This window comes from Citrobacter sp. Cf087, assembly GCF_030334285.1.
Taxonomy (GTDB): Bacteria; Pseudomonadota; Gammaproteobacteria; order Enterobacterales; family Enterobacteriaceae; genus Citrobacter; species Citrobacter freundii.
This window is the reverse complement of the sequence record NZ_JAOWED010000031.1, coordinates 640,928-666,705: the sequence shown is the minus strand read 5'-3', so window position 1 is coordinate 666,705 and position 25,778 is coordinate 640,928. Positions and strand designations below refer to the sequence as shown.

The window sequence follows — 25,778 nt, the reverse complement described above, 5'->3', positions numbered from 1 at the left end:
CTAACTCCTTAAGCCGCGGCCAGCCAGCGCGTTAAACGCGCCGCAAAGGCGGCCTGACTTTCCAGTAACTCGTCTCCCGTCACCAACGGTGCCGGACGTGTAATCACGATGCAGGGGATACCGGCATCCAGACAGGGTTGAACTTTTTCCTGATAACCACCTTCAGCGCCTGAAGCCTTAGTGATCACCACATCAGCCTGACACTGGCGATAAAACGCGGCGTTGAACTCGGCGCTAAACGGCCCACACAGTGCGAAGATTTCACCGACGCCAAATCCCAGATCCGCGCATTGCTGAATGACCTCAGGTACAGGCAGAACGCGCGCCAGCAGCGTTTTTTCAGGCAACCCTTCGCGCCAGATGGACAGATCTTTACTGCCAGTCGTCAACAGCACGCGATCGCCGAAGCGTCGCGCCACCTCACAGGCTTGCGGAATACTTTGTACGGTATAAAGCTGCGGGTGAGTTAATCCGCTCAACTGCTCAGGGCGCTGGTAGCGGCTCAGCAGTACGCCCGCCGCTTCGCAGGCATTCATGATGTTGCGACTCACCACCTCGGCGTACGGATGCGAGGCATCGATCACCCAGCGCGTCTGATTTTCCTGTAGCCAGGCAATCATTTGTTCACGTTCCAGACGCCCGCAGCGCACCTGGCCTTTGATGTCTCCCGCCAGCTGCTTTCCCGTCGGGGTCGCAACGGACAGGGTGTAGGCCACGTTTGCCGCATCCAGTTGCTGGCACAGCATGCGCGCGTCGCTGGTGCCGCCCATGACCAGCACATCACCATAATTCACAGCACATAACCTCGTGGCGTGATCATCAGGCCGTCCTGAACATAGGTTGTTTTATTGCCCACGATCACAAGACTGGTCATATCAACCGGCTCAAAGTCCATTTCACCCAGCGTGGTCAGCCATTTTTCCTGCTTTTTACGTCCGGCTGACTTCACAATACCAACCGGCGTTTGTGCGCTCTTGCTGGCAGATAACAGCTCAAATGCGCGCGCCAGATGTCCTTCGCGACCCCGACTGCGTGGGTTGTAGAAACAGATAACAAAATCGGCCTCACCGGCGGCAACGATGCGTTTTTCGATAACCGGCCACGGCGTTAACAGATCGCTTAAGCTGATGTGGCAGAAATCGTGCATCAACGGCGCACCCAGCAAAGAGGCGGCGGCAATGCTGGCGGTCATCCCTGGGATTAGCCTGACCTCAACGTCCAGCTTTTGCTTACTGACCAGCTCGAGCACCAGCCCGGCCATACCGTAAATCCCCGCATCACCGCTGCTGATCAGCGCCACGTTGTGCCCCGCCTGCGCCAGTTCGATCGCCGCCTGACAGCGTTCAATCTCTTTGCACATCCCGGTTTTGATCACCTGCTTGTCGCCAGTGAACGCTTTTACCAGATGGGTGTAGGTTTTATAGCCCACGATGATTTCCGCTGCCTGCAGTGCTTCAACGGCTTCCATGGTCATCATTGCCTGCGAGCCAGGGCCAATTCCAATTACGCTTAACATCAGTGTGAAACTCCCAAAGTGATAGTGACGCCCTGTTCTCGCAGGGTCTCGCCTAACAGTTGTCCGTGGCTCAACAGCCAGGCTGCAGGACCAGAAACGCTTCCTGTACCCACCGTTTTGCGAACAAACGATGAGGCCGGAAAACGGTGCTCATGCTCACGCAGCGCGTCAGCAGTAAAGGTTTCGAAAGGAACGCGGCAGCATGAAGCCAGTTGGATAAGTCCCTGTTCATCTTTTTTCAGCGTGATGCTGCCAATCGCTTTTAGCGCCAGCGGATCGAGCTGTTGGGCTTCGAGTTGGCGGGCAAGCAGCGCAGCCAGCAGCGGGAACGGCGTATCACGGCGACAACCAATTCCGGCCACAACCCGCTGCGGCACCAGCTTCCAGTGCGGAACAGGCAGCTCAGGTAAATTGGTGCGTAAGGTGATGCACACCAAAGCATCCAGTTCAGGGAGCTGGTTGAGATCGGTGACCGTAATAAATCCGCGCCGGTCGCAATGGCTGACATCCTGCGTCAGTTCGTCATCCCACCACAGCCCAACCCGCTTATTGCTGACCAACATCTGATTGACGATCTTCACCGCCGAACGGAAATCACTCATTCGGGCATTCAGTTGAAATGCCAGCGTATCCAGTGCCGCCATATCGTTCACATCCGTCGCGGTGGTGATAACCGGGTCGGCACCCAACATGCCCGCCAGATAACGTGCCAACGCATTAGCACCGCCCGCGTGACCGGAGAGCAGGCTGATGACATGCTGGGCACGTTCATCAATGACCACCACCGCCGGATCGCAAAACTTGTCGTTGACCAGCGGGGCCAGTACGCGCACCGCAATGCCAGTCGCCCCGATAAAAATCAGCGCCGAATAATTCGTAAACGCTTCGCGAGCGGTATTCGCAAAGCCGTTTTCGAAGGGAATAAACCCCTCCTCCAGCAGCTTTTCACTGGTAAAACAGGTAACCGGCAGCATAGCTGCCAGACGTTTCGCCAGCACAACGCCGCCAGGAGTCAGGCAAAAAAGCGCAATTGACTCAGGCTTTACGGTATTCATGGCTAAAGTCCGCCGCATAGAGTTTGGAGTAGTGATACTCCGAGCCCAGGAAATTACCGACCAGAATAAGGGCCGTTTTACGGATGCCAGCATCGCGAACCTTGTCGCCAATATCCGCCAGGGTCCCGCGCACGGTCTGGCTTTCCGGCCAGGTCGCTTTATAGATCACCGCTACGGGCGTGGTCGCCGGATAGCCGCCTTCAATCAGACGCTCAGCCACCCGATGAATACGCTGGACGGAAAGATATATCGCCATTGATGTCTGGTGGCTGGCAAAAGACTCCAGCTGTTCACGCTCTGGTACCGGGGTGCGGCCTTCCAGGCGCGTAATGATCAGGCTCTGTGACACTTCGGGCACGGTATACTCAACACCCAGCTCCGCCGCCGCGCCGAGGAACGCGCTGACGCCGGGCACCACCTGCCAGTCAATCCCGCGTTTGGTCAGCTCCTCGCCCTGCTCGCGCACGGAACCATACAACGAGACATCGCCGGTTTGCAGACGCACAACGGTCTTACCCGCTTTCACTCCGGCTTCCATCAGATCAAGGATCTGCTCCAGATGCAGTTCGGCACTGTCGTGACATTCAGCACCAGCAGGGCAATACTCCAGCAGTTCGGTGTTAATCAGCGATCCGGCGTAGATAACAACCTGCGCCTGTTGCAGCAACCGGTAACCTTTGAGGGTAATCAGCTCGCGATCGCCAGGACCTGCGCCAACAAACCACACGCTACGGGGATCAAAAATCTCAGACATGGTTTCCTTCCTTCTGACAGGCGATAACAAATACGGGGTTATTCGGTTTAAAATAGTGACCACTGCCAAGCGCGGTAAGCGAGGAAACCTGTAGCTGCAGGCAATCCACTCCCTGTACGCCAAGATGGTCCAGATGTGTTAGGGCGGTGTTGAGGTTTTCCTGGAGGATAAATGTCATCACCAAACGCCCTGCGGGATGCAATTGACGCATCGACCAGTCAATCAGGTCGGTCAGATGACCACCGCTGCCGCCCATAAAAATGGCATCGGCTTTTTCCGCGATGGTCATGGGAGCAACGCCGGGAAAAATATCGATATTTGCGCAGGCAAAATGCTGGCGGTTTTCATCCAACAACCTGAGCGCCGCCGGGTTACGTTCGATGGCCGTTACACGTAATCCGGGATATTGCAACGCCGCCTCTATCGACACGCTGCCGGTTCCGGCGCCTATATCAATCAGGTGACTGGCGCGGTGTAATTCAAGTTTTGAGAGGGCAAGTGCGCGTACCGCTTCTTTGGTCATCGGCACTTTCTCTCCACGCAGAAACAGCTCATCTTTCATCGAGGATCACCACTGCATTCATGTCATAGTCGGCGTTAACTTCACGCACAGGCAGGAAATGGATCTTTTCGTTTTCCATCGCCAGGTTTTCGCCAATCACCATCCAGCGATGCCCCTTGCCTCGGGCAATGAGCTGCTGCGCGATTTCACGCGGGCCACACAGCGCATCAGTCACCATCGCTACCTTGTTATGTCGCGCCAGCTCATCAAAACAGACGCTGCGGCCATGGCTACTGGTCAGCCACATATCGTTCATATCAATACCGGACTGCGCGCACAGGTACTGCACCGCACTAATGCCGGGAATAATCCGCACATTCTCAATACCAAAATGCACCACCATGCGCGTCCCGATGCCGTAAAACAGCGGATCGCCAGATGCCAGTACCACAACATGCTTCTCCTGGTGCGCGCTAATCCAACTCAGGAGTTCCGGGATATTGGCGCCAAGAGCAAACTGTTCACCGGCAAAATCCGGGAATTGCTGCAAATGCCGCTTTCCACCGACCAGAACATCCGCCACCGCGACCGCTTCACGTGCCGCAGGCGTCATCAAATGCAAACCGGCGGGGCCCATCCCTACAACGGTTAACATTGCATCTCCTCAGCAATCTCTGCGACCGGGCGATTACTGCCAAGAACCTGATTATCAAAGGAAAACATGATGGCATCGCAGATCGGCGGATTTTTGGTAAAGCGCAATGTTTGCAGAACACGCATACAAATGCGCTGAGCCAGATGGTCATAAATGTGCTGGAAACCGTATGCGTCGATATGCTCCATCGCCGCTTCGGTGGTATCGCACTCGCTGACCAGCGTCAGCAGTTCCAGCGGTGCGCCAAGTAATGCGAGGTGGGCCACCAGCGTTTCCATGCGGGCATCGGCAATATGGCTATGGGTATGGAAGATCCCCGCCGCGATTTTGACGAGCTTACCGGGATGTCCCACCAGCACAATTTGCCGGAATCCAAGACGTACGGCTTCTTCAATCATGTAGCCGACAAAGTTGCTCATGGTGACTACAACCTGGGTGTCGATACCCATCTGCTCGCGCACAAAACGCTCGCCGTGGTTTCCCGGCACCAGTACGACACGCTCCAGCCCAGCCGCCCGCTTAATTTCCAGCTCCAGCGACAGCGAACGTTTCCAGCTCTCTTCCGACATCGGCGTGACAATACCCGTGGTGCCGATAATCGAAATGCCGCCCAGAATGCCAAGGCGGGAGTTGTAGGTTTTTTGCGCCCGTTCTTCACCTTCTGGCGCGAAGATTTCAATCTGCGCCCCACGATTTGGGCCAATCGCTTCGCGGACGGCAGATTCAATGGTCTGGCGAGGTGTACGGTTAATCGCCGAACTACCGACCGGTAGGCCAATCCCTTTGCGGGTTACCGTACCAACCCCTTCACCGCCCTGTAAGGCAATCACGCCACTATCGTCTAACGTCACGCGCGCAAAAATCAGCATCCCATGTGTGGCGTCCACATCATCACCACCGTCTTTGCGGATGGCGGCTATCGCCTGCTGCCCTTCGATATGTGGCGACTCAACGTTCAGGCACAACGTCACCCCGGAAGGCGTGACGATGGAAACCTGATGGATGAGGTGTTGGCGCAATACCATCAACGCTGCCACTTTTGCCGCCGCCGTGGCGCACGATCCCGTGGTATATCCTTTACGCAGCGCTTTACCGTTGTGCCACACCGGCGTATCGAAGGCCTCGCTCATCGCGCCCCCTGCATGTGATAAAGCATGGCGTTGACGATAGCGGCAGCGACATTACTCCCCCCTTTACGGCCTAACGCGGCAATGGCGGGCAACTTGCTTTGGGTCAATGCATCTTTCGACTCTTCTGCACCAACGAACCCGACCGGTACGCCAACCACACCGCTGACAGCGACATCATGCTCAAGCAGGCGAAACAGCGCTGTTGGCGCATTGCCAAAGACAAACAGCTTTTCCCCCTCTTCCTTCACCGCAATGTCGACAGCAGCCATGGACCGGGTAATCCCCTGCTCTTTTGCCGTACGCACAACCCGCGGGTCACTGATGTAACAGCGGCATTCACCGCCGAATTTTGCCAGCAGCGTTTTATTGATCCCGGAAAGCGCCATCGTGGTGTCGGTATAAATCACGCTCGAACGGCTAAGCGCCGCACAAAACTGCTCCAGCACATCACTGGAAAACCACAGAATGTCCAGCCAGTCGAAATCTGCCGTCGTGTGAATGACCCGCTTGATAATGGCTTCATGTAACGGACTGGCAAACTGATAGTCCGGACGGGTTTCACGGATGATCTCGCCAATAATGTCGAAACTTTTGGCTTCAATCGCCTGGGGTTGCTGGATATATTGCATTATGTTGTCCTCAGGCTACACCGGCCCACAGCCACCGCAGCGCAATAAACAGCGCCAGTGCCAGCGTCGATGCCACCCACATCAGTCGAATCGTATGGGAAATGTCGTCTACCGAAATGTCGCGTTGTGCATCACCGATCCACGGTTTCTCAACGCGCTCGCCAAAGTAGTCATTAGGACCACCCAGACGAATGCCTAATGCCCCGGCTACGGATGCCTCTGACCACGCGCAGTTTGGGCTGCTGTGGTTGTAGCGATCGCGCCAGCCAATCTGTAAAGCTCGCGAGCCGTCTTTACGGCATAAAAATGCCGCCACGCCCAGCAGCAGCCAGCTCAGTCTTGCAGGAATAAAGTTCGCGACATCGTCCAGACGCGCGCTGACCATACCGATAGCGCGGTATTTTTCATGTTTGTAGCCCACCATGGAGTCAAGGGTGTTTACCGCTTTGTAGGCCATCGCCAGGGGCGCACCGCCGAGAAGGAGAAAGAACAGCGGCGCGATAATGCCGTCGACGGTGTTTTCAGCCACGGTTTCCACCACCGCGCGATTGATCTGTTGCGGTTGCAGTTGCGAGGTATCACGCCCCACTATCCACGACAGTTTTTCCCGACTCGCGGCAAGGTCACCGGCCCGTAGAGGACGTTCGACATCCTGTGCGGCATTCGCCAGGCATCGCCCGGCCAGCACGGTAAAGATCATCCATACCTCTACCACCCAACCCAACCAGGGATGAACAGATTTTGCCAGTACCAGCACGCCCCAGGACGCAGCCCAGGTCAAACCAACCACCACAATCCACATCACCGCGCCACCAATGCGCAGCGCACGGTCGCTATGACAATAACGCCGAATAATTCGCTGCACTGCAGAAATCAGATTGCCAATCCAGCGCACCGGATGCGGCCAGTTCTGCGGATCGCCGATGATAAAATCAAGCAGCCAGGCAACACACCACGCAAGGATCGTCATAGCGCGCTCCTCGCGGCTGTCAGCCAGTGGTTAAGCATCTGCGGACGTTGAGCAAAATGAACGTGTAGATAGCTGGCGAAGGTGTTTCCGACCTGCCAGCCGCCAGACCAGGCTTGCAGCGTTTTACCATCGCGCACTTTGCGACAGTTCATCACCGCTGGTGTTTCAGGGGTAAAATCGGAATAGTGGAATTCATGTCCGCGCAGCACTTCGCCTTCTGCTGCTAACAATGTTTGTTGTGCGGCCTGCGCTTCGCAGTAGCCAAATCGGGTCAGACGTTTTCCCATTTTGCTGTGGCCGGGAATGATATCAGCCATCAGCCAGGTATCGCCGTTACTGTCCTCAAGCGAACTGCCGAGATACATCAGCCCCCCACACTCTGCGTAAATCGCGACGCCACGTTGATGCGCCGCTCGCAGTTGCTTCAGCATCGAGACATTGCGAGCCAGCGCCGCAGCGTGTAGCTCAGGATATCCACCACCTAACCAGATCATCTGACAGTCGGGTAAGCAGGTGTCGTGCAACGGGCTAAAACGAACAATATTAAGCCCCGTACGTTCCAGCAGCGTAATGTTGTCCGGGTAGTAGAAGTTGAAGGCTTCGTCATCGGCAATTGCAAGCGTTAGCCCTGCTCCAGCATCTGCGGCAGGCAGCGCGGGCCATTCGCCAGCAGGAAGATTGGTTGACTGGCTTAATGTCAGCAGTGCGTCAATATCAAGGGTTTGCTCCAGCGTGGCAGCAAACTCCTGCCACGGTTGCTGATTGATAACCGACTCACGTGCGGTGACTAAACCCAAATGTCGTTCGGGAAGGGCAACCCCATCCATACGGGGTACGTAACCTAAGACGGGGACATCGCAGTAACGTTCGATTGCGACTTTCAGTAACTGGTAATGCGTTTCGCTGTTAACCCGATTAACAATAACGCCAGCGATGTTCAGGGTGGGATCAAAATGCTGAAAACCCATTACCGTTGCGGCGATTGAGGTGGAAACGGCTTTGCCATCAACCAGTAAGATGACCGGACAGCCTAACTGTTTAGCCATCGCGGCGGTGCTGCAGTAGTTTGGGTCGGTACCATAGCCGTCATACAACCCCATCACACCTTCAATAACGGCGATATCCGCATGTCGCATCTGTTCATTGAATAGAGCGTTTAGCGTGGGGACGGGAAGCATAAAGCTATCAAGATTGCGGGAAGCGGTACCGCATACCGCTGTATGCCAGCCGGTATCAAGGTAATCAGGACCCACTTTGCAAGGCTGGACGCGCAAACCGCGTTTTTTCAACAAGCTCAGCAAGCCCAGCGTCACCGTGGTTTTACCACAGCCGCTTCCGGTACCTGCAAGAACAAATGCGTGAAAATTGGCCGCCATACCCTGATCCTGTTCAGGGTGGTAGGGGTGTAGAGATACCCAGTCTCTCGACTGTATGCATCTGAACCACCCACTTCCCACCGAAGTTGTTGGTAGTCACTGACAGGCAGGTCTTCTGGCTTAGCGTCATCCTCACCCGTCCTTCCCAATCTTGCGATCAGTGGTCCATACGGGGTCGTCAGCATCACAGCAGCGGGGGCTGCGGGGGATTCTCACCCCCTTCCCTACCACAAATGTGGCAAACCTGTCAGTTCAAGAGCCTGGTTAATTAAGCTCTCTGTTATGAGGTAAATTCACGACCTCATGACAATAATTCAGTTTAATATCTTTCCGAATTCATTCAGCCAATTTCCTGGCCTTTTCCCACATATTCATACGTTCACTTTTTGAATGAAAGTATCAGCTAAGAATAAAGAAAGTCATTCACACAGACACTGTATCTCATCACAAAAATAAAAACTGGTGCAGTTTATCCCTCTAATACCATTATTTTGTTGCGCTATGACAATTTATTGGCAGCTGTCATTATTTTTCATTTTATAATGACGGGCATAGCACCACATATCAAAAATCGGCAATAGCAAAATATTGCTATTTAAGCGGACTCTCCGCGTGAAATGACATTAATTTGCTGGCGAAATGCCTGCGGCGTAACCTGATACGTTTGACGGAACACTTTGCAAAAATAGCTGGTTTGCGAAAAGCCTAAATTACGCGCAATGCTGGCTATGCTCCAGTCACTGTGGCAAAGCAACTCTTTGGCACTTGCCATTCTCTGTTGGTTTACCCATGCGTTAAAACCGATACCCTGGTATTTTTTGAACAATTTGCTGAAATAGTACGGGCTAAGGAAAACATGAGAGGCAACATCTTCCAGACGCAACTCGTCTGATAAATGTGCATCAATGTAGCGCAGGGCTTTTTTCATTTTACTGTCATGGGGGTTGGTACTGCGGTTAGCGCGTACCGGCTCTGACTGCTGCGGGTTATCTTTGATAACAACAAAATTGAGTTGTTTCTTAAGGCAATTTTCGACGATGAGCTTGAGTAAATCCGCTGAGGCAATGACTCGAGAATAGTCCATCTCAGGAACATTACGGAACTCGTTGACCAGCTCTGGATCGGCTTGCCAGCGGTCATCGACGTTGAGAATATCAACGAGGCCTACATCGTTACTTAAGCGTACTTGTCCACAAAGCACAAACCCTACCAGGTGTCCCGCGATGACCAGCGGAATTGAGAAATCGGTAAGCCCGGCATGGCAGCGATAAATGCAGGGTTGATCGGACTTAGAGGCTTCCAACCCTCCACAGCGGTCGCTCATACGACAACGCGTACTATGCTGAGGATGCTGGCGCATCAACTGGCAAAAAGGAGTGAAATTAAAAAGCTCAGAAATTTCATCACCGTGAATATTGACAACCACAACAGCCAGACTGGTGGCCTGTGCAAAATCCTGTGCGATTTTATTAATGAGTTCTGAGTTCAGGGCACTCGCAGAAATCATGATAAAACCTCTCAGTTAATTTATTGTTATAAATAAAACATATTATTCACACATTCATTTTCATCTCGCGATCCAGCGCTCTGATGAAAGTCAGCATTGAACATAACAAAAGTCTCCCATTCTTGGGAGACTTTTTAAGCCGTTCAGGAAACCGGATCACGAAAACAGTTTTTACCTTTCAATAATAAACATCTTTCATGAAGCTAGCTCTCGTTTTCCTCCAACTTACACGAATTACACGGTAAATTTTTGCCAATAAAATAACGATAAATTGCTGCGCCCGCACAGGCGCCGATGATGGGAGCCACAATCGGCACGATGAAATAAGGGATATCGCGCCCGCCGGTCATCGCAACATCACCCCACCCGGCCATCCAGGCAAACAATTTAGGACCAAAATCACGTGCCGGGTTCATCGCAAAGCCGGTAAGTGGGCCGGTTGATGCGCCGATAACAGCAACCAGAATACCAATCAACAGTGGTGCCAGAGGGCCTTTGGGAACGCCGTTACCGTCGTCCGTTAGCGCCATAATCATCCCCATCAGAATGGAGGTAATCACCACTTCGACCAGTGCGGCCTGCCAGACACTCAGTGCGGCGGCAGGATACGTGCTAAAAATACTGGCAAGTTGCAGGCTTTCCAGACTGCCGCGTACCATTTGGTGGGCTGATTCATACTCAATAAATAAACTGCCGTACAACAAATAGGCCAGCATAGCGCCACCAAAGGCACCCGCTATCTGAGCGACAGAATAAGGCAGTACTTTACGGCCAGGAAAACAGGCAAACAACCAAAGTGCGATGGTAATAGCGGGATTGAGATGGGCCCCAGAAATCCCGGCTGTCAGGTAAACTGCAAGCGAGATCCCCAAGCCCCATATGATGCAGATCTCCCACAATCCCAAACTGGCACCCGCGACTTTAAGGGCGCTCAGGCACCCAATACCAAAAAACAAAAATAGCCCGGTACCCAAAAACTCAGCAATACATTGCGCTCTTAGTGAATCGTTCATTGTGACACCTTCTAAGCAGAGTTCGTGTCTTTACCAGCGGACTCCTTGCTGGCAGGAAGATTACTTCAAGACTTACTATAAAAATCTGTATCGGCAAATTGTTGGCAATCTGCAAGCGACATACCCTTAAAAATCGTGTTGTGATAGCAAAATTTTGCTATCACCTTTATTAAAACAGGTGACAAAACGAGGATTCACCCTATTAAAAGTACATTTTCAAAATAATAAAATATTGCGAAAAGCAGAATTCCATTTTCAAACGATCATCACAATTTCATTTTTCTCGCATAGCAAATGATATTTAAACTGTCACTCAGAAAAGTGTAAATATGGAATTAACATAACCAAATAGTCATATCGATAAAGATTAAAATAACTAACAAAAACAGTATATTACAATAACTAACAGCAATTTTATCTCACTGTAACCCCACTATTTTTTCACTCTTACTTTCAACTCAGCCATTCTTTTTCCTCGCTTCTTTTTATAGTCATGAAAATCGGGACAACCCAGGCGAGGTCTTTATGCAACAAGAAGCGTTAGGAATGGTAGAAACCAAAGGCTTAACTGCAGCCATAGAGGCCGCAGATGCAATGGTGAAGTCAGCCAATGTAATGCTGGTCGGCTACGAAAAAATTGGTTCGGGGCTGGTAACAGTTATTGTCCGCGGCGATGTCGGCGCAGTCAAAGCAGCAACAGATGCCGGTGCCGCCGCAGCCCGTAATGTGGGAGAAGTGAAAGCCGTACACGTTATCCCACGCCCGCATACCGATGTAGAAAAAATCTTACCGAAGGGAATTAGCTAATGAGCAGCAATGAACTGGTTGAACAGATCATGGCGCAGGTGATTGCTCGCGTGGCAACGCCGGAACAGCAGGCTATCCCAGAAAATAATCACCCAACACGAGAAACGGCTATGGCAGAGAAAAGCTGCAGTTTAACGGAGTTTGTCGGTACCGCGATTGGCGACACCGTCGGTCTGGTAATCGCCAACGTAGACAGTGCCCTCTTGGACGCAATGAAACTTGAAAAACGCTATCGCTCCATTGGCATCCTTGGCGCCCGTACTGGTGCGGGTCCACACATCATGGCCGCTGATGAAGCGGTGAAAGCCACCAATACTGAAGTCGTCAGTATTGAGTTACCACGTGATACCAAAGGCGGCGCAGGTCATGGCTCGCTGATTATTCTTGGCGGCAACGATGTTTCCGACGTGAAACGCGGCATTGAAGTTGCACTGAAAGAACTGGATCGCACCTTTGGCGACGTTTATGCCAACGAAGCCGGTCACATCGAAATGCAGTACACCGCACGCGCCAGCTACGCGCTGGAAAAAGCCTTTGGCGCACCGATTGGTCGTGCCTGTGGCGTCATCGTCGGCGCACCAGCATCCGTTGGTGTCCTGATGGCTGATACTGCCCTGAAATCCGCCAACGTGGAAGTTGTGGCTTACAGCTCCCCTGCTCATGGCACCAGCTTCAGTAACGAAGCCATTCTGGTTATTTCGGGTGACTCTGGCGCTGTTCGTCAGGCTGTTATCTCCGCCCGTGAAATCGGTAAAACCGTACTCGGGACCCTCGGCTCAGAGCCGAAAAACGATCGTCCGTCCTACATCTGATATCAGTGAGGCTGATTCATGAGATCGAAAAGATTTGAAGCACTGGCGAAGCGCCCTGTGAATCAGGATGGCTTCGTTAAGGAGTGGATCGAAGAAGGCTTCATTGCGATGGAAAGCCCGAACGACCCCAAACCGTCGATTAAAATCGTCAACGGTACAGTCACTGAACTGGACGGTAAATCCGCTAGTGAATTTGACTTAATCGACCATTTTATTGCCCGCTATGGCATTAACCTGGCGCGCGCTGAAGAAGTCATGGCGATGGATTCGGTCAAACTGGCCAATATGCTTTGCGATCCTAACGTGAAGCGCAAAGACATTGTGCCGCTGACCACCGCAATGACGCCGGCAAAAATTGTCGAAGTCGTGTCCCATATGAACGTCGTTGAGATGATGATGGCCATGCAGAAAATGCGTGCTCGTCGTACACCATCTCAACAAGCGCACGTCACTAATGTCAAAGATAACCCCGTGCAAATTGCCGCTGATGCCGCTGAAGGCGCATGGCGTGGATTTGACGAACAGGAAACGACCGTTGCCGTTGCGCGTTATGCGCCATTTAACGCCATTGCGCTGTTAGTCGGCTCACAGGTTGGACGCCCGGGCGTGTTAACTCAGTGTTCTCTGGAAGAAGCAACCGAACTCAAACTCGGGATGCTAGGCCACACCTGCTACGCTGAAACCATCTCCGTCTATGGTACTGAACCCGTCTTTACCGACGGCGATGACACGCCATGGTCTAAAGGCTTCCTCGCCTCATCCTACGCATCCCGTGGTCTGAAAATGCGCTTTACCTCCGGCTCTGGCTCAGAAGTTCAGATGGGTTACGCCGAAGGCAAATCGATGCTTTATCTGGAAGCCCGCTGTATTTACATCACCAAAGCTGCTGGCGTACAGGGTCTGCAAAACGGTTCCGTAAGCTGCATCGGAGTCCCTTCCGCCGTGCCGTCAGGAATTCGTGCAGTGCTGGCTGAAAACCTGATCTGCTCCTCTCTGGATCTGGAATGCGCCTCCAGCAACGACCAAACCTTTACCCATTCGGATATGCGTCGTACTGCGCGTCTGCTGATGCAGTTCCTGCCGGGTACTGACTTCATTTCCTCTGGTTATTCCGCAGTGCCGAACTACGACAACATGTTTGCGGGTTCGAACGAGGATGCTGAAGATTTTGACGACTACAACGTTCTCCAGCGTGACCTGAAAGTAGACGGTGGTCTGCGCCCGGTTCGTGAAGAAGACGTTATCGCCATTCGTAACAAAGCGGCGCGTGCGCTGCAGGCCGTCTTTGCCGGGATGGGATTACCGCCAATCACTGATGAAGAAGTGGAAGCGGCGACCTACGCCCACGGTTCGAAAGATATGCCGGAACGTAACATCGTTGAAGATATCAAGTTTGCACAAGAGATCATCAACAAAAACCGTAACGGTCTGGAAGTGGTGAAAGCCCTTGCTCAGGGCGGATTTACCGATGTCGCTCAGGACATGCTCAACATCCAGAAAGCCAAGTTAACCGGGGATTACCTGCATACCTCCGCCATTATCGTTGGCGACGGACAGGTGCTATCCGCTGTCAATGATGTTAACGACTATGCCGGTCCGGCAACAGGTTATCGCCTGCAAGGCGAACGCTGGGAAGAGATCAAAAACATCCCTGGCGCACTTGATCCCAACGAGCTTGGCTAAGGGGTGAAAAATGGAAATTAATGAAAAACTGCTGCGCCAGATAATTGAAGATGTGTTGTCTGAAATGCAGACCAGCGACAAACCCGTCTCTTTCCGCGCATCTACAGCGGCAAGCGCACCTCAGGCTGCTGCGGCACAGGGCGACAGCTTTCTGACCGAGATTGGTGAAGCCAAACAAGGCCAGCAACAGGACGAAGTGATTATTGCCGTAGGGCCGGCGTTTGGCCTGTCACAAACCGTCAATATTGTTGGGATCCCGCATAAGAATATCTTGCGCGAAGTGATTGCCGGTATTGAAGAAGAAGGCATTAAAGCGCGCGTTATCCGCTGCTTTAAATCCTCCGATGTGGCGTTTGTTGCCGTTGAGGGTAACCGTCTGAGCGGTTCCGGGATCTCTATCGGTATCCAGTCAAAAGGCACGACGGTTATCCACCAGCAGGGGTTACCGCCGCTTTCAAATCTGGAGCTGTTCCCTCAGGCACCGCTTCTGACGCTGGAAACCTATCGTCAGATCGGTAAAAACGCCGCGCGTTATGCCAAGCGTGAATCTCCACAACCGGTCCCGACTCTGAATGACCAGATGGCTCGTCCTAAGTACCAGGCGAAATCAGCCATTCTGCACATTAAAGAGACCAAATACGTTGTGACAGGCAAAAACCCGCAGGAACTGCGCGTGGCGCTTTGATAAAGGATACCTCCATGAATACCGACGCAATTGAATCGATGGTTCGGGATGTGTTGAGCCGGATGAACAGCCTGCAAGGCGAGTCCGCGACTCCGCCCGCGGCGAGTTCATCAGCACATACCGCGAAAGTCACGGATTACCCTCTCGCGAATAAACATCCTGAGTGGGTAAAAACTGCGACCAACAAAACGCTGGACGACTTCACGCTTGAAAATGTTCTGAGCAACAAAGTGACCGCGCAGGACATGCGCATCACTCCTGAAACACTGCGCCTCCAGGCGGAAATCGCCAAAGATGCCGGACGTGACAGGCTGGCGATGAACTTTGAGCGCGCTGCCGAGCTAACCGCTGTTCCTGACGATCGCATTCTTGAGATCTACAACGCGCTGCGCCCGTACCGCTCAACAAAAGATGAGCTGATGGCTATCGCCGACGATCTCGAAAATCGTTATCAGGCAAAAATCTGTGCAGCTTTCGTTCGTGAAGCGGCAGCGCTGTACGTTGAGCGTAAAAAACTCAAAGGCGACGACTAACTCAGGGACAGGATCATGCGATATATAGCTGGCATTGACATAGGCAACTCATCAACGGAAGTCGCTCTGGCTACTCTGGATGAGTCTGGCGTGCTGAGCATCACCGGCAGCGCGCTGGCAGAAACCACCGGAATTAAGGGCACATTACGTAATGTGTTTGGCATTCAGGAGGCCCTTACGCTGGCGGCAAAAAACGCCGGTATCAATGTCAGCGATATTTCGCTCATCCGTATTAACGAAGCCACCCCGGTCATTGGCGACGTGGCGATGGAAACAATAACCGAAACCATCATCACTGAATCCACCATGATCGGCCATAACCCTAAAACACCGGGCGGCGTCGGGTTAGGCGTGGGCGTCACTATTACGCCGGAAGACCTTCTCAGTCGCCCGGCGGATACGCCCTATATTCTGGTGGTGTCATCGGCATTTGATTTCGCCGATGTTGCTACGATGATTAATGCCTCCGTCCGTGCCGGATACCAGTTGACTGGTGTTATTTTGCAGCAGGACGATGGTGTGTTGGTCAGTAATCGTCTGACTCATCCCCTGCCCATAGTCGATGAAGTCCTTCATATTGATCGTATCCCGTTGGGGATGCTGGCTGCCATTGAGGTCGCCGTACCAGGAAAGGTTATTGAAACGCTTTCTAACCCCTACGGTATTGCAACTGTCTTTGGCCTCAATGCCGATGAGACTAAAAACATTGTTCCGATGGCACGGGCGCTGATCGGCAACCGTTCAGCCGTGGTGGTGAAAACGCCGTCAGGTGATGTGAAAGCGCGAGCGATTCCTGCCGGAAATCTGGAGCTACAGTCTCAGGGTCGTACAGTACGGGTCGACGTTGCAGCGGGCGCCGAAGCGATTATGAAAGCGGTTGGTGAATGCCCGAAACTGGATAACGTTACTGGAGAAGCTGGCACCAATATTGGCGGCATGCTGGAGCATGTGCGCCAGACGATGGCTGAATTAACCAATAAACCCAGTCATGAAATTTTTATTCAGGATCTGCTGGCGGTCGATACCTCGGTTCCTGTCAGCGTGACGGGTGGACTTGCCGGTGAGTTCTCGCTGGAACAGGCTGTCGGCATAGCCTCCATGGTGAAATCAGACCGCCTGCAAATGGCGATGATTGCCCAGGAGATCACGCAAAAGCTCAACATTGACGTCCAGGTTGGCGGGGCCGAAGCCGAAGCTGCCATTCTGGGGGCCTTAACTACTCCGGGCACCACGCGACCACTGGCTATTCTGGACCTCGGCGCGGGTTCAACCGACGCTTCTATCATCAATCCTAAGGGCGAAATTATTGCCACGCACCTGGCGGGTGCAGGCGATATGGTCACGATGATCATTGCCCGTGAACTGGGTCTGGATGACCGTTATCTCGCGGAAGAGATTAAAAAGTATCCGTTGGCGAAAGTTGAGAGCTTGTTCCATCTTCGCCACGAAGACGGCAGCGTTCAGTTCTTCCCTACGCCTCTCCCGCCAACGGTTTTTGCGCGCGTGTGCGTAGTGAAGCCCGATGAACTGGTGCCACTGCCGGGTGAACTGGCGCTGGAGAAAGTACGGGCCATTCGTCGAAGTGCTAAGGAACGCGTTTTCGTTACTAACGCACTCAGAGCGCTACGTCAGGTGAGTCCGACCGGGAACATTCGGGATATTCCCTTTGTGGTACTGGTTGGCGGCTCATCCCTGGATTTTGAAGTTCCGCAGCTGGTCACCGATGCTCTGGCGCATTATCGACTGGTTGCCGGGCGCGGCAATATTCGTGGTACCGAAGGTCCGCGCAATGCGGTTGCGACAGGGCTGATTCTCTCCTGGCATAAGGCATTCGCTCATGGAAAGTAATCTCACCACGCCAGCCATCGTTATCTTCACCAGTGCTGACTGCGCTGACGTCTGGAATGACGTACTGCTGGGTATTGAAGAAGAAGGGATCCCCTTTGTGATTCAGGAGAATGACTCAACTGACGTTATCCACAACGCATGGTTGGCCGCCTGCCAATCACCATTGCTGGTTGGTATTGGCTGTAGCCGTGAAAAACTGGTCGTGCACTACAAAAACTTACCCTCATCAGCACCGCTTTTTACGCTGACGTATCAACAAAATAGCCACGATCGCCGCAGCATTGGTAACAACGCTGCGCGGCTGGTTAAAGGCATTCCGTTCCGGGAATGCCACTCATAACCCACAGGAGAAAAGCAGTATGAATAACGCACTGGGACTGGTTGAAACAAAAGGGCTTGTCGGCGCTATTGAAGCCGCTGATGCCATGGTGAAATCCGCAAACGTGCAGTTGGTTGGTTACGAAAAAATCGGCTCTGGCCTGATCACCGTTATGGTTCGCGGTGATGTCGGCGCGGTGAAAGCAGCCGTAGATGCTGGAAGCGCAGCCGCAAGCGCCGTTGGCGAGGTGAAATCCTGCCACGTTATCCCGCGTCCGCACAGCGACGTTGAAGCCATTTTACCTAAATCCGCATAAGTCGTTGCAACCAAGGAGCACAGCGTGAAGCAATCACTGGGATTACTTGAAGTTAGTGGTCTGGCATTAGCCATCAGTTGCGCGGACGTCATGGCGAAAGCCGCCTCCATCACGCTGGTGGGCCTCGAAAAAACCAACGGCTCAGGCTGGACGGTGATCAAGATAATCGGGGATGTGGCCTCCGTCCAGGCGGCCATTTCCACCGGTGTCAGTTTCGCTGACCAGCGAGATGGACTGGTGGCTCACAAAGTCATTTCCAGACCCGGGGACGGGATCCTGTCGCATAGCGTTGTCCTGGAGCCTGAACCAACGCCCGAACCCATACCAGCCATACCGCATGAAGAGATAATTGTAGACCATGCGGCACCCGAAGCGCCTCAAGATGCAGAATTGATTAGCTGCAATTTGTGTCTTGATCCTGCCTGCCCTCGCCAAAAAGGTGAGCCGCGCACACTTTGTCTTCACTCCGGCAAACGAGGTGAAGCGTGATGGATAAACAGCAACTGGAAACCACTGTCGCTAAGGTTCTGGATGAAATGCGCGAGCGCCCGATTCCGCTGGGGATCTCTAATCGGCATATTCATCTGTGCGCTGAAGATTACGGTCGCTTGTTTCCCAATCACCCAATTAGTGAGAAAAAAGAGCTGCTGCAGCCAGGGCAATATGCAGCAGAGCAGACTGTCACGCTGGTGGGGCCAAAAGGTCAGTTAAAAAATGTGCGTTTACTCGGTCCGCTGCGCAATACCAGCCAGGTCGAAATTTCCCGTACTGACGCCCGCACGTTGGGAATTGCTGCTCCGCTGCGGATGTCGGGCAATATTCAGGGCACACCCGGTGTTCGTCTTGTCAGCCCATTTGCTGAACTGGACTTAGCATCCGGGGTGATCGTTGCCCAACGGCATATCCATATGTCGCCGCTCGATGCTCTGATTCTGCGAGTTTCCCATGGTGATAAAGTCTCGGTCGCCATTAATGGCGATGAACGTCGACTGATTTTCGATAACGTCGCCGTACGCGTTTCGCCGGATATGCGCCTCGAAATGCATATCGATACAGACGAAGCCAATGCTGCAGGCGCTGATAATCCCCAGGCATTCGCCACACTGGTGACCTCACGATGAACAACGAACTGCTGCAACGCATTATCGAGGAGGTTGTTTCCCGATTAAAAAAACGCGCGGAAAGCACGCTCACTCTTAGCGTCGCGCAGTTACGGGAAATCGATTCACGGACAGTATGCTGCCAGTACTCGTCGCTCCATCTCCAGCAAGTGGACCTGCCATTTCTGGAGCAAATTGCCGAAGGCTGCCCAGTCAACATGTCGGTGGTAATGATTCACGACGCGCTGGCATGCGGAGTCCGCGTGAAGATTTCACTACAACACCGATTGTTACCCGCAATCCCCGTGAAAAAACTCGCGCGTCTGCCGCTGGAGTTCAGTGACGAACTGGGGCGAATCATCTTTTTGCATCCTGAGAAGCTTCTCAGCTATGCCGACGTCGCCCAATTGAGGGATGGGGTACTGGTGCTACGCCGTCGATGTGTCGTGACGGCTCTGGCTCAGGAAGCTGTCAGTCTGCGAAATGTCCAACTAATTAAGCAGGAGTGAGCTATGCATCTGGCACGGGTTACAGGCGTTGTGGTTTCCACGCAAAAATCTCCATCACTGGTGGGAAAAAAACTGTTGCTGGTACGTCGGGTAAGTGCTGACGGAGAGCTTCCTGCGTCTCCAGTGAGTGGAGATGAAGTCGCTGTTGATTCTGTCGGCGCGGGGACCGGCGAACTGGTATTACTCAGCAGCGGGTCCAGCGCCAGACACGTTTTTTCCGGCCCGAATGAGGCCATTGATCTGGCTATCGTCGGCATTGTCGACACGCTTTCTCGTTAGGAGGAACTATGGCGATTTATACCCGCACAGGTGATGCCGGAACAACAGCCCTATTTACCGGACAGCGCGTGAGCAAAACGCATCCGCGCGTGGAAGCCTACGGTACGCTGGACGAACTGAATGCGGCGCTTAGCCTGTGCGTTTGCGTGGCGAAAAACCCTCAGCACCGGCAGTTACTTGAAAATATCCAGCTGCAGCTTTTTTGGTTCAGCGCCGAACTGGCAAGCGAAAGCGAAGAACCGACGCCAGAGCAGCGCTACATCAGCTCAGAAGAAATTGCGGCACTGGAAGGTGCCATCGATATCGCAATGGGAAGAGTACCGCCCCTGCGCAGCTTTATTTTACCAGGCCGCAGCGAAGCCGCCAGCCGACTGCACTTTGCCCGAACTCTGGCACGCCGCGCAGAGAGACGACTGGTCGAGCTGTCCACCGAGATCTCCGTCAGACACGTGCTGATGCGTTATATCAACCGCCTGTCCGACTGCTTATATGCGCTTGCACGAGCAGAAGATCATGACGCCCATCAAAACGAAATCATTGAGAAAGTGGCTGAGCGCTATCTCGCTGCCGTTCAACCACCAGCCACAAAGGAGCCGACTATGTTTCTGTCTTTTCAGGAGCTCCACCAACTCACTCGCGCTGCGGTGACGAGAGCAGAAGAACTTCAGGTTCCGGTCGTCATTAGCATTGTTGATGCGAACGGGACCCAAACGGTGGCCTGGCGCATGCCTGACGCATTACTCGTGAGTAGCGAACTGGCACCGAAAAAAGCCTGGACTGCCGTGGCGATGAAAACCGCCACTCATGAGCTGACATCAGTAGTACAACCAGGCGCCGCGCTTTACGGTCTGGAAAGCCATATGCAGGGAAAAGTCGTCACCTTCGGTGGCGGGTACGCATTATGGCGTGAGGGTTTACTCCTCGGGGGTCTTGGCATCAGCGGAGGAAGCGTTGAACAGGATATGGACATTGCAGAAACGGCCATTGCGGCGATTAACGTGAGAACACATCAATGAATACTTCAGAACTTGAAACCCTTATTCGTAACATTTTGAGTGAGCAACTCGCCCCGGCAAAAGCAGAAGTTAAGGGTAACGGTATTTTTCCGTCCGTTGGCGAAGCGATCGATGCCGCTCATCAGGCTTTTCTGCGTTACCAGCAATGTCCATTGAAAACCCGCAGCGCCATCATAAACGCCCTACGCGAAGAACTGACGCCTCATCTTGCTTCACTGGCCGCTGAGAGCGCTGCCGAAACGGGTATGGGCAACAAAGAGGATAAGTTCCTTAAAAATAAAGCCGCGCTGGACAACACTCCAGGTATCGAAGATCTCACCACCACGGCGCTAACCGGCGATGGCGGCATGGTGTTATTCGAGTATTCACCGTTTGGCGTGATTGGTTCTGTCGCCCCCAGTACTAATCCGACAGAGACCATTATTAACAACAGCATCAGCATGCTGGCGGCAGGGAATAGCGTTTACTTCAGTCCGCATCCGGGTGCTAAAAAGGTTTCACTCAAGTTGATTGCCATGATTGAAGATATCGCTTTCCGTTGCTGCGGAATTCGTAATCTTGTCGTCACGGTCACAGAACCCACTTTTGAGGCTACCCAGCAGATGATGGCGCACCCTAAAATCGCAGTTCTGGCGATTACCGGTGGCCCAGGCATTGTTGCTATGGGCATGAAAAGCGGGAAAAAAGTCATCGGCGCAGGTGCAGGAAATCCCCCCTGCATTGTTGATGAAACGGCCGACCTGGTTAAGGCGGCGGAAGATATCATCAATGGCGCATCCTTTGATTACAACCTCCCCTGCATTGCTGAGAAGAGCCTGATTGTTGTTGATGCCGTTGCCGAACGACTGGTTCAACAGATGCAGTCTTTTGGTGCGATGCTTCTCAATAGAGAAGAGGTAGACAAACTGCGAGCCGTCTGTCTACCAGAAGGCATAGCCAATAAAAAACTGGTAGGTAAAAGCCCGGCAACCTTACTGGAAGCAGCAGGAATACCAGTTCCGGCAAAAGCACCTCGATTACTGATAGGCATCGTCCAGGCAGACGACCCGTGGGTTACCAGCGAGCAACTGATGCCAATGCTCCCCGTCGTAACGGTGAGCGATTTTGATAGTGCATTAACGTTGGCCCTGAAGGTTGAAGAGGGATTGCATCACACGGCCATTATGCATTCGCAAAATGTGTCACGTTTGAACCTTGCCGCGCGCACGCTTCAGACCTCCATCTTTGTGAAAAATGGCCCCTCTTACGCCGGGATCGGCGTTGGTGGTGAAGGCTTTACAACCTTCACTATTGCGACGCCAACCGGTGAAGGAACAACATCTGCGCGCACTTTCGCACGCTCTCGTCGTTGCGTGCTGACAAACGGTTTTTCTATTCGTTAATGGGGCCGTTATGAATAGCTTTTCACTGCAAACTCGATTGTACAGCGGCCAGGGAAGTCTGGATGTGCTCAAGCGCTTCACGAATAAGCATATCTGGATTATTTGCGATGGTTTTCTCGCGCGTTCTCACCTGATTGAAAAGCTGCGCAACGCTCTGCCAGCGGATAACCGCATCAGCATTTTCAGCGATATCACCCCCGATCCCACCATCAGCACTGTAGTTCAAGGGATTGCACAAATGCAGTCCCTGCGGCCGGACGTCGTGATGGGTTTTGGTGGCGGCTCAGCATTGGACGCCGCAAAAGCCATCGTCTGGTTCAGCCGACAGTTCGGTATTGAAATTGAAACCTGTGTCGCAATTCCCACTACCAGCGGTACGGGCTCCGAGGTAACCAGCGCCTGCGTGATTAGCGATCCGGATAAAGGCATTAAATATCCATTGTTTAATAATGCGCTTTATCCAGACATGGCCATCCTTGATCCAACGCTGGTCGTCAGCGTACCGCCAGCCATAACCGCGAATACCGGCATGGACGTGTTAACGCATGCGTTGGAGGCATACGTGTCCACGAAGGCCAGCGACTTCACCGATGCACTAGCTGAAAAAGCGGCTCAAATCGTCTTCCAGTATCTGCCTGTCGCCGTCAGCAAAGGCGAATGCCTGGCAACCAGAGGGAAAATGCACAATGCGTCAACGCTCGCGGGAATGGCATTTAGTCAGGCTGGACTGGGGATCAATCATGCGATTGCCCATCAGTTGGGCGGTCAGTTTCATCTGCCACACGGACTTGCCAATGCGCTGCTGCTGACCCATGTCATTCATTTTAATGCTCGCGATCCGCGGGCTGCGAAGCGCTATGCCCGTTTCGCTAAAGCCTGCCATTTATGCCCGGATAACGCGAACGATACAGCGGCATTGAATGCGCTCATTCATCATATCGAGCTACTCAAAAAACAGTGTGCGTTGCCTTCTTTAGTTGACGCGCTTAAAGACGGAAAGCAAGCCTGGTCGCAACGTATCCCGGTGATGGTTCAGGCCGCGCTGGCTGATGTCACGCTGCAAACCAATCCTCGTGTTGCCGACGCCAGTGCCATGCAGGAACTGCTTGAGGAATTATTATGAAGACAGCCATGACGGCAGAGTCCACGCTCTATGATGCGCAGACAATTCGCGAACGCGTTCGCGCAGCGGGTGTTGTCGGAGCCGGAGGCGCAGGCTTTCCTGCTCACGTAAAATTACAGGCGCAGGTCGATACTTTTCTTGTCAATGCGGCTGAATGTGAGCCAATGTTGAAAGTTGACCAGCAGTTGATGGCCGTCCAGGCTGAGCGACTTATCCACGGCGTTCAATATGCCATGACGGCTACCGGAGCCAGTTCCGGAATTATTGCGCTCAAAGAGAAATACCAAGAGGCTATCAATGCATTAACGCCCCTTCTGCCTGCCGGGATCCGCTTACATATTTTGCCCGATGTCTACCCGGCAGGTGACGAGGTTCTGACCATCTGGATGGCAACAGGCCGGAGAGTTCCGCCTGCCGCGCTGCCTGTCAGCGTCGGCGTAGTGGTCAATAACGTCCAGACAGTGCTCAACATCGCGAGAGCAGTTGAGCAGCAGTACCCGGTTACGCGTCGTACCTTGACCGTTAACGGCGCAGTCGCCAGTCCCATCACACTCACAGTCCCTATCGGAATGTCTTTACGTGACGTTCTGGCGCTGGCCGGGGGTGCAACCGTTGACGATCCCGGCTTTATTAACGGTGGTCCGATGATGGGCGGCCTGATTACTTCACTGGATACCCCAGTCAGCAAGACCACCGGGGGCCTGCTGGTTTTGCCTAAATCTCATGCGTTGATTCAGCGGCGGATGCAGGATGAACGTACCGTGCTTTCCGTTGCAAAAACCGTTTGCGAGCAGTGCCGTTTGTGTACGGATTTGTGCCCAAGGCATTTGATCGGTCATGAATTATCCCCGCATCTGCTGGTTCGTGCGGTTAATTATCAGCAGGCAGCCACGCCGCAATTGCTGCTCACGGCCCTGACCTGCTCAGAATGCAATGTGTGTGAAAGCGTTGCCTGTCCAGTTGGGATTTCGCCGATGCGAATCAACCGCATGTTTAAACGCGAGCTGCGGGCGCTCAACCATCGTTATGAAGGGCCGCTAAATCCTGAGGATGAAATGGCGAAGTACCGGCTGATCCCGGTTAAGCGCCTTATTACCAAACTGGGCCTTAGCGACTGGTATCACGATGCGCCACTGGCTGAGACTGACTACTCCACAGACAAAACGACGCTGTTGTTACGCCAGCATATAGGTGCCAGCGCTATCCCATGTGTAGAACAAGGCGAACGCGTTGTTCGCGGTCAATGCGTTGCCGATGTGCCGTCCGGTGCATTAGGCGCGCCTGTTCACGCCAGTATTGACGGTATTGTCAGCGAAATCACTGAGCAATCCATCACGGTAATAAGAGGTTAATCATGTCTCAGGCTATAGGGATTCTAGAACTCACCAGCATTGCCAAAGGAATGGAAGCTGGCGATGCCATGTTAAAAAGCGCGAATGTGAATTTACTGGTCAGCAAGACCATCTGCCCGGGAAAATTTCTACTCATGCTCGGTGGTGACGTAGGTGCCGTACAACAGGCGATTGCCACTGGAACATCTCTTGCTGGCGATATGCTCGTTGATAGTCTGGTACTCCCCAACATTCATGCCAGCGTACTACCCGCAATCAGCGGACTAAACAGCGTAGATAAGCGTCAGGCAGTTGGTATTGTCGAAACATGGAGCGTTGCTGCCTGCATCTGCGCCGCCGACTGGGCGGTTAAAGCCTCCAACGTCACGCTGGTACGCGTCCATATGGCATTTGGTATTGGCGGCAAGTGTTACATGGTCGTAGCTGGCGATGTATCCGATGTGAATAACGCGGTGACGGTTGCCAGTGAAAGTGCGGGTGAAAAAGGCCTGCTGGTTTACCGCTCGGTCATCCCCCGTCCACACGAAAGCATGTGGCGACAAATGGTGGAAGGATAATGGAAAGACAACCCACCACGGATCGTATGATTCAGGAATATGTTCCTGGCAAACAGGTCACGTTGGCGCACCTTATCGCCAATCCCGGTAAGGATTTGTTCAAGAAACTGGGATTACCTGATTCGGTTTCTGCGATCGGTATTCTGACCATTACCCCTAGCGAAGCCTCAATCATCGCCTGTGATATCGCCACGAAATCAGGGGCGGTAGAGATTGGTTTTCTCGACCGGTTTACCGGCGCGGTGGTACTGACGGGCGATGTTTCAGCCGTTGAGTACGCGTTGAAACAGGTAACCCGAACGCTGGGCGAAATGATGCGTTTTACCGCGTGTCCCATCACCCGGACGTAA

Annotated in this window: 30 protein-coding genes and 1 riboswitch; of the genes, 18 read left to right on the top strand and 12 right to left on the bottom strand. The window is 53.2% G+C overall.

What is annotated here, in order from left to right:
- Positions 1-8: 8 nt before the first annotated feature.
- From OGV57_RS19745 to pduF, 12 genes are all read right to left on the bottom strand, one after another.
- A complete protein-coding gene (locus OGV57_RS19745; protein WP_046670006.1) occupies positions 9-794 on the bottom strand; it encodes a cobalt-precorrin-6A reductase in 786 nt (261 codons plus the stop codon).
- Positions 791-1,516: a precorrin-3B C(17)-methyltransferase gene (locus tag OGV57_RS19740; RefSeq protein WP_003030278.1), complete on the bottom strand. Its 726-nt coding sequence runs from the start codon at positions 1,514-1,516 to the stop codon at positions 791-793. Before OGV57_RS19740 ends, OGV57_RS19745 begins: the two co-directional genes overlap by 4 nt.
- A complete protein-coding gene (gene cbiG / locus OGV57_RS19735; RefSeq protein WP_003030276.1) occupies positions 1,516-2,571 on the bottom strand; it encodes a cobalt-precorrin 5A hydrolase in 1,056 nt (351 codons plus the stop codon). Before cbiG ends, OGV57_RS19740 begins: the two co-directional genes overlap by 1 nt.
- The gene (locus OGV57_RS19730; RefSeq protein ID WP_003030275.1) at positions 2,552-3,325 is read right to left on the bottom strand and encodes a cobalt-precorrin-4 methyltransferase; all 774 of its coding nucleotides are present in this window, start codon (positions 3,323-3,325) and stop codon (positions 2,552-2,554) included. Before OGV57_RS19730 ends, cbiG begins: the two co-directional genes overlap by 20 nt.
- Positions 3,318-3,887, bottom strand: coding sequence for a decarboxylating cobalt-precorrin-6B (C(15))-methyltransferase (locus OGV57_RS19725; RefSeq protein WP_003030273.1), 570 nt, complete (start codon positions 3,885-3,887; stop codon positions 3,318-3,320). Before OGV57_RS19725 ends, OGV57_RS19730 begins: the two co-directional genes overlap by 8 nt.
- The gene (locus tag OGV57_RS19720) at positions 3,877-4,482 is read right to left on the bottom strand and encodes a cobalt-precorrin-7 (C(5))-methyltransferase (RefSeq protein ID WP_003844235.1); all 606 of its coding nucleotides are present in this window, start codon (positions 4,480-4,482) and stop codon (positions 3,877-3,879) included. The genes OGV57_RS19725 and OGV57_RS19720 overlap by 11 nt, the downstream gene beginning before the upstream one ends.
- Positions 4,476-5,612 (bottom strand): cobalt-precorrin-5B (C(1))-methyltransferase CbiD, encoded by a 1,137-nt coding sequence (cbiD, locus tag OGV57_RS19715; RefSeq protein WP_032936768.1) that lies wholly within the window; start codon positions 5,610-5,612, stop codon positions 4,476-4,478. The genes OGV57_RS19720 and cbiD overlap by 7 nt, the downstream gene beginning before the upstream one ends.
- Complete coding sequence (locus OGV57_RS19710) at positions 5,609-6,241, bottom strand: cobalt-precorrin-8 methylmutase (RefSeq protein ID WP_003030267.1); 633 nt, start codon at positions 6,239-6,241, stop codon at positions 5,609-5,611. Before OGV57_RS19710 ends, cbiD begins: the two co-directional genes overlap by 4 nt.
- Before the next feature lie 10 nt (positions 6,242-6,251).
- On the bottom strand, positions 6,252-7,211 hold the full coding sequence (cbiB, locus tag OGV57_RS19705; RefSeq protein WP_003839024.1) for an adenosylcobinamide-phosphate synthase CbiB: 960 nt from the start codon (positions 7,209-7,211) through the stop codon (positions 6,252-6,254).
- The gene (locus tag OGV57_RS19700) at positions 7,208-8,587 is read right to left on the bottom strand and encodes a cobyrinic acid a,c-diamide synthase CobB (RefSeq protein ID WP_044701540.1); all 1,380 of its coding nucleotides are present in this window, start codon (positions 8,585-8,587) and stop codon (positions 7,208-7,210) included. The genes cbiB and OGV57_RS19700 overlap by 4 nt, the downstream gene beginning before the upstream one ends.
- An 88-nt stretch (positions 8,588-8,675) precedes the next feature.
- Positions 8,676-8,850, bottom strand: a riboswitch (cobalamin riboswitch).
- A gap of 332 nt (positions 8,851-9,182) precedes the next feature.
- Positions 9,183-10,094, bottom strand: coding sequence for a transcriptional regulator PocR (gene pocR / locus OGV57_RS19695; protein ID WP_003030260.1), 912 nt, complete (start codon positions 10,092-10,094; stop codon positions 9,183-9,185).
- Positions 10,095-10,297: 203 nt separating this feature from the next.
- On the bottom strand, positions 10,298-11,107 hold the full coding sequence (gene pduF, locus OGV57_RS19690) for a propanediol diffusion facilitator PduF (RefSeq protein WP_003030258.1): 810 nt from the start codon (positions 11,105-11,107) through the stop codon (positions 10,298-10,300).
- A 525-nt stretch (positions 11,108-11,632) separates the two neighbouring features.
- On the opposite strand from pduF, the gene pduA reads away from it, so the two are divergent.
- The 18 genes from pduA to pduU are packed head-to-tail and all read left to right on the top strand — an operon-like array spanning position 11,633 to position 25,778.
- Entirely contained in the window at positions 11,633-11,914 is a 282-nt protein-coding gene (gene pduA / locus OGV57_RS19685; RefSeq protein ID WP_003030255.1) for a propanediol utilization microcompartment protein PduA, read from the top strand.
- Complete coding sequence (gene pduB / locus OGV57_RS19680; protein WP_003030252.1) at positions 11,914-12,726, top strand: propanediol utilization microcompartment protein PduB; 813 nt, start codon at positions 11,914-11,916, stop codon at positions 12,724-12,726. The genes pduA and pduB overlap by 1 nt, the downstream gene beginning before the upstream one ends.
- 18 nt (positions 12,727-12,744) lie before the next feature.
- Complete coding sequence (pduC, locus tag OGV57_RS19675) at positions 12,745-14,409, top strand: propanediol dehydratase large subunit PduC (RefSeq protein ID WP_003030249.1); 1,665 nt, start codon at positions 12,745-12,747, stop codon at positions 14,407-14,409.
- Positions 14,410-14,419: 10 nt separating this feature from the next.
- On the top strand, positions 14,420-15,094 hold the full coding sequence (gene pduD, locus OGV57_RS19670; protein ID WP_003844241.1) for a propanediol dehydratase medium subunit PduD: 675 nt from the start codon (positions 14,420-14,422) through the stop codon (positions 15,092-15,094).
- A gap of 14 nt (positions 15,095-15,108) precedes the next feature.
- Positions 15,109-15,627, top strand: coding sequence for a propanediol dehydratase small subunit PduE (pduE, locus tag OGV57_RS19665; protein ID WP_003030243.1), 519 nt, complete (start codon positions 15,109-15,111; stop codon positions 15,625-15,627).
- Between the two features lie 15 nt (positions 15,628-15,642).
- Positions 15,643-17,475 (top strand): diol dehydratase reactivase subunit alpha, encoded by a 1,833-nt coding sequence (locus OGV57_RS19660; protein WP_003839013.1) that lies wholly within the window; start codon positions 15,643-15,645, stop codon positions 17,473-17,475.
- Positions 17,465-17,815, top strand: a complete 351-nt coding sequence (locus OGV57_RS19655) for a glycerol dehydratase reactivase beta/small subunit family protein (protein ID WP_003844243.1) — start codon at positions 17,465-17,467, stop codon at positions 17,813-17,815. The genes OGV57_RS19660 and OGV57_RS19655 overlap by 11 nt, the downstream gene beginning before the upstream one ends.
- A 19-nt stretch (positions 17,816-17,834) precedes the next feature.
- Positions 17,835-18,110 (top strand): propanediol utilization microcompartment protein PduJ, encoded by a 276-nt coding sequence (gene pduJ / locus OGV57_RS19650; protein ID WP_001057752.1) that lies wholly within the window; start codon positions 17,835-17,837, stop codon positions 18,108-18,110.
- Between the two features lie 24 nt (positions 18,111-18,134).
- On the top strand, positions 18,135-18,599 hold the full coding sequence (locus OGV57_RS19645) for a BMC domain-containing protein (RefSeq protein WP_049002267.1): 465 nt from the start codon (positions 18,135-18,137) through the stop codon (positions 18,597-18,599).
- Positions 18,599-19,231 (top strand): phosphate propanoyltransferase, encoded by a 633-nt coding sequence (locus OGV57_RS19640; RefSeq protein WP_003839005.1) that lies wholly within the window; start codon positions 18,599-18,601, stop codon positions 19,229-19,231. The genes OGV57_RS19645 and OGV57_RS19640 overlap by 1 nt, the downstream gene beginning before the upstream one ends.
- The gene (gene pduM, locus OGV57_RS19635) at positions 19,228-19,719 is read left to right on the top strand and encodes a microcompartment protein PduM (RefSeq protein ID WP_003839004.1); all 492 of its coding nucleotides are present in this window, start codon (positions 19,228-19,230) and stop codon (positions 19,717-19,719) included. The genes OGV57_RS19640 and pduM overlap by 4 nt, the downstream gene beginning before the upstream one ends.
- 3 nt (positions 19,720-19,722) lie before the next feature.
- On the top strand, positions 19,723-19,998 hold the full coding sequence (locus tag OGV57_RS19630) for a EutN/CcmL family microcompartment protein (protein WP_003030211.1): 276 nt from the start codon (positions 19,723-19,725) through the stop codon (positions 19,996-19,998).
- Between the two features lie 8 nt (positions 19,999-20,006).
- Positions 20,007-21,014: a two-domain cob(I)yrinic acid a,c-diamide adenosyltransferase PduO gene (gene pduO / locus OGV57_RS19625; RefSeq protein ID WP_054528529.1), complete on the top strand. Its 1,008-nt coding sequence runs from the start codon at positions 20,007-20,009 to the stop codon at positions 21,012-21,014.
- Positions 21,011-22,396 (top strand): CoA-acylating propionaldehyde dehydrogenase PduP, encoded by a 1,386-nt coding sequence (pduP, locus tag OGV57_RS19620; RefSeq protein WP_003844250.1) that lies wholly within the window; start codon positions 21,011-21,013, stop codon positions 22,394-22,396. The genes pduO and pduP overlap by 4 nt, the downstream gene beginning before the upstream one ends.
- 10 nt (positions 22,397-22,406) lie before the next feature.
- Positions 22,407-23,519, top strand: a complete 1,113-nt coding sequence (locus OGV57_RS19615) for a 1-propanol dehydrogenase PduQ (protein WP_054528530.1) — start codon at positions 22,407-22,409, stop codon at positions 23,517-23,519.
- A complete protein-coding gene (gene pduS / locus OGV57_RS19610; protein ID WP_054528531.1) occupies positions 23,516-24,871 on the top strand; it encodes a cobalamin reductase PduS in 1,356 nt (451 codons plus the stop codon). The genes OGV57_RS19615 and pduS overlap by 4 nt, the downstream gene beginning before the upstream one ends.
- Positions 24,872-24,873: 2 nt before the next feature.
- Positions 24,874-25,428 carry a propanediol utilization microcompartment protein PduT gene (pduT, locus tag OGV57_RS19605; RefSeq protein WP_054528532.1) on the top strand — a complete coding sequence of 185 codons (555 nt, stop codon included), beginning with the start codon at positions 24,874-24,876 and terminating at the stop codon, positions 25,426-25,428.
- Complete coding sequence (gene pduU, locus OGV57_RS19600) at positions 25,428-25,778, top strand: propanediol utilization microcompartment protein PduU (RefSeq protein WP_003030198.1); 351 nt, start codon at positions 25,428-25,430, stop codon at positions 25,776-25,778. The genes pduT and pduU overlap by 1 nt, the downstream gene beginning before the upstream one ends.

Bases quoted from the DNA above. Each gene is read 5' to 3' on its own strand.
- OGV57_RS19700 (WP_044701540.1), bottom strand. From the start codon at position 8,587: ATGGCGGCCAATTTTCACGCATTTGTTCTTGCAGGTACCGGAAGCGGC.
- pduE (WP_003030243.1), top strand. From the start codon at position 15,109: ATGAATACCGACGCAATTGAATCGATGGTTCGGGATGTGTTGAGCCGG.
- pduA (WP_003030255.1), top strand. From the start codon at position 11,633: ATGCAACAAGAAGCGTTAGGAATGGTAGAAACCAAAGGCTTAACTGCA.
- pduM (WP_003839004.1), top strand. From the start codon at position 19,228: ATGAACAACGAACTGCTGCAACGCATTATCGAGGAGGTTGTTTCCCGA.
- OGV57_RS19725 (WP_003030273.1), bottom strand. From the start codon at position 3,887: ATGAAAGATGAGCTGTTTCTGCGTGGAGAGAAAGTGCCGATGACCAAA.
- pduS (WP_054528531.1), top strand. From the start codon at position 23,516: ATGAAGACAGCCATGACGGCAGAGTCCACGCTCTATGATGCGCAGACA.
- pduD (WP_003844241.1), top strand. From the start codon at position 14,420: ATGGAAATTAATGAAAAACTGCTGCGCCAGATAATTGAAGATGTGTTG.
- cbiB (WP_003839024.1), bottom strand. From the start codon at position 7,211: ATGACGATCCTTGCGTGGTGTGTTGCCTGGCTGCTTGATTTTATCATC.
- pduC (WP_003030249.1), top strand. From the start codon at position 12,745: ATGAGATCGAAAAGATTTGAAGCACTGGCGAAGCGCCCTGTGAATCAG.
- cbiG (WP_003030276.1), bottom strand. From the start codon at position 2,571: ATGAATACCGTAAAGCCTGAGTCAATTGCGCTTTTTTGCCTGACTCCT.
- OGV57_RS19655 (WP_003844243.1), top strand. From the start codon at position 17,465: ATGGAAAGTAATCTCACCACGCCAGCCATCGTTATCTTCACCAGTGCT.
- pduO (WP_054528529.1), top strand. From the start codon at position 20,007: ATGGCGATTTATACCCGCACAGGTGATGCCGGAACAACAGCCCTATTT.
- OGV57_RS19630 (WP_003030211.1), top strand. From the start codon at position 19,723: ATGCATCTGGCACGGGTTACAGGCGTTGTGGTTTCCACGCAAAAATCT.
- pocR (WP_003030260.1), bottom strand. From the start codon at position 10,094: ATGATTTCTGCGAGTGCCCTGAACTCAGAACTCATTAATAAAATCGCA.
- OGV57_RS19615 (WP_054528530.1), top strand. From the start codon at position 22,407: ATGAATAGCTTTTCACTGCAAACTCGATTGTACAGCGGCCAGGGAAGT.
- pduB (WP_003030252.1), top strand. From the start codon at position 11,914: ATGAGCAGCAATGAACTGGTTGAACAGATCATGGCGCAGGTGATTGCT.
- pduJ (WP_001057752.1), top strand. From the start codon at position 17,835: ATGAATAACGCACTGGGACTGGTTGAAACAAAAGGGCTTGTCGGCGCT.
- pduP (WP_003844250.1), top strand. From the start codon at position 21,011: ATGAATACTTCAGAACTTGAAACCCTTATTCGTAACATTTTGAGTGAG.
- pduF (WP_003030258.1), bottom strand. From the start codon at position 11,107: ATGAACGATTCACTAAGAGCGCAATGTATTGCTGAGTTTTTGGGTACC.
- OGV57_RS19660 (WP_003839013.1), top strand. From the start codon at position 15,643: ATGCGATATATAGCTGGCATTGACATAGGCAACTCATCAACGGAAGTC.
- pduU (WP_003030198.1), top strand. From the start codon at position 25,428: ATGGAAAGACAACCCACCACGGATCGTATGATTCAGGAATATGTTCCT.
- cbiD (WP_032936768.1), bottom strand. From the start codon at position 5,612: ATGAGCGAGGCCTTCGATACGCCGGTGTGGCACAACGGTAAAGCGCTG.
- OGV57_RS19730 (WP_003030275.1), bottom strand. From the start codon at position 3,325: ATGTCTGAGATTTTTGATCCCCGTAGCGTGTGGTTTGTTGGCGCAGGT.
- pduT (WP_054528532.1), top strand. From the start codon at position 24,874: ATGTCTCAGGCTATAGGGATTCTAGAACTCACCAGCATTGCCAAAGGA.
- OGV57_RS19740 (WP_003030278.1), bottom strand. From the start codon at position 1,516: ATGTTAAGCGTAATTGGAATTGGCCCTGGCTCGCAGGCAATGATGACC.
- OGV57_RS19720 (WP_003844235.1), bottom strand. From the start codon at position 4,482: ATGTTAACCGTTGTAGGGATGGGCCCCGCCGGTTTGCATTTGATGACG.
- OGV57_RS19640 (WP_003839005.1), top strand. From the start codon at position 18,599: ATGGATAAACAGCAACTGGAAACCACTGTCGCTAAGGTTCTGGATGAA.
- OGV57_RS19710 (WP_003030267.1), bottom strand. From the start codon at position 6,241: ATGCAATATATCCAGCAACCCCAGGCGATTGAAGCCAAAAGTTTCGAC.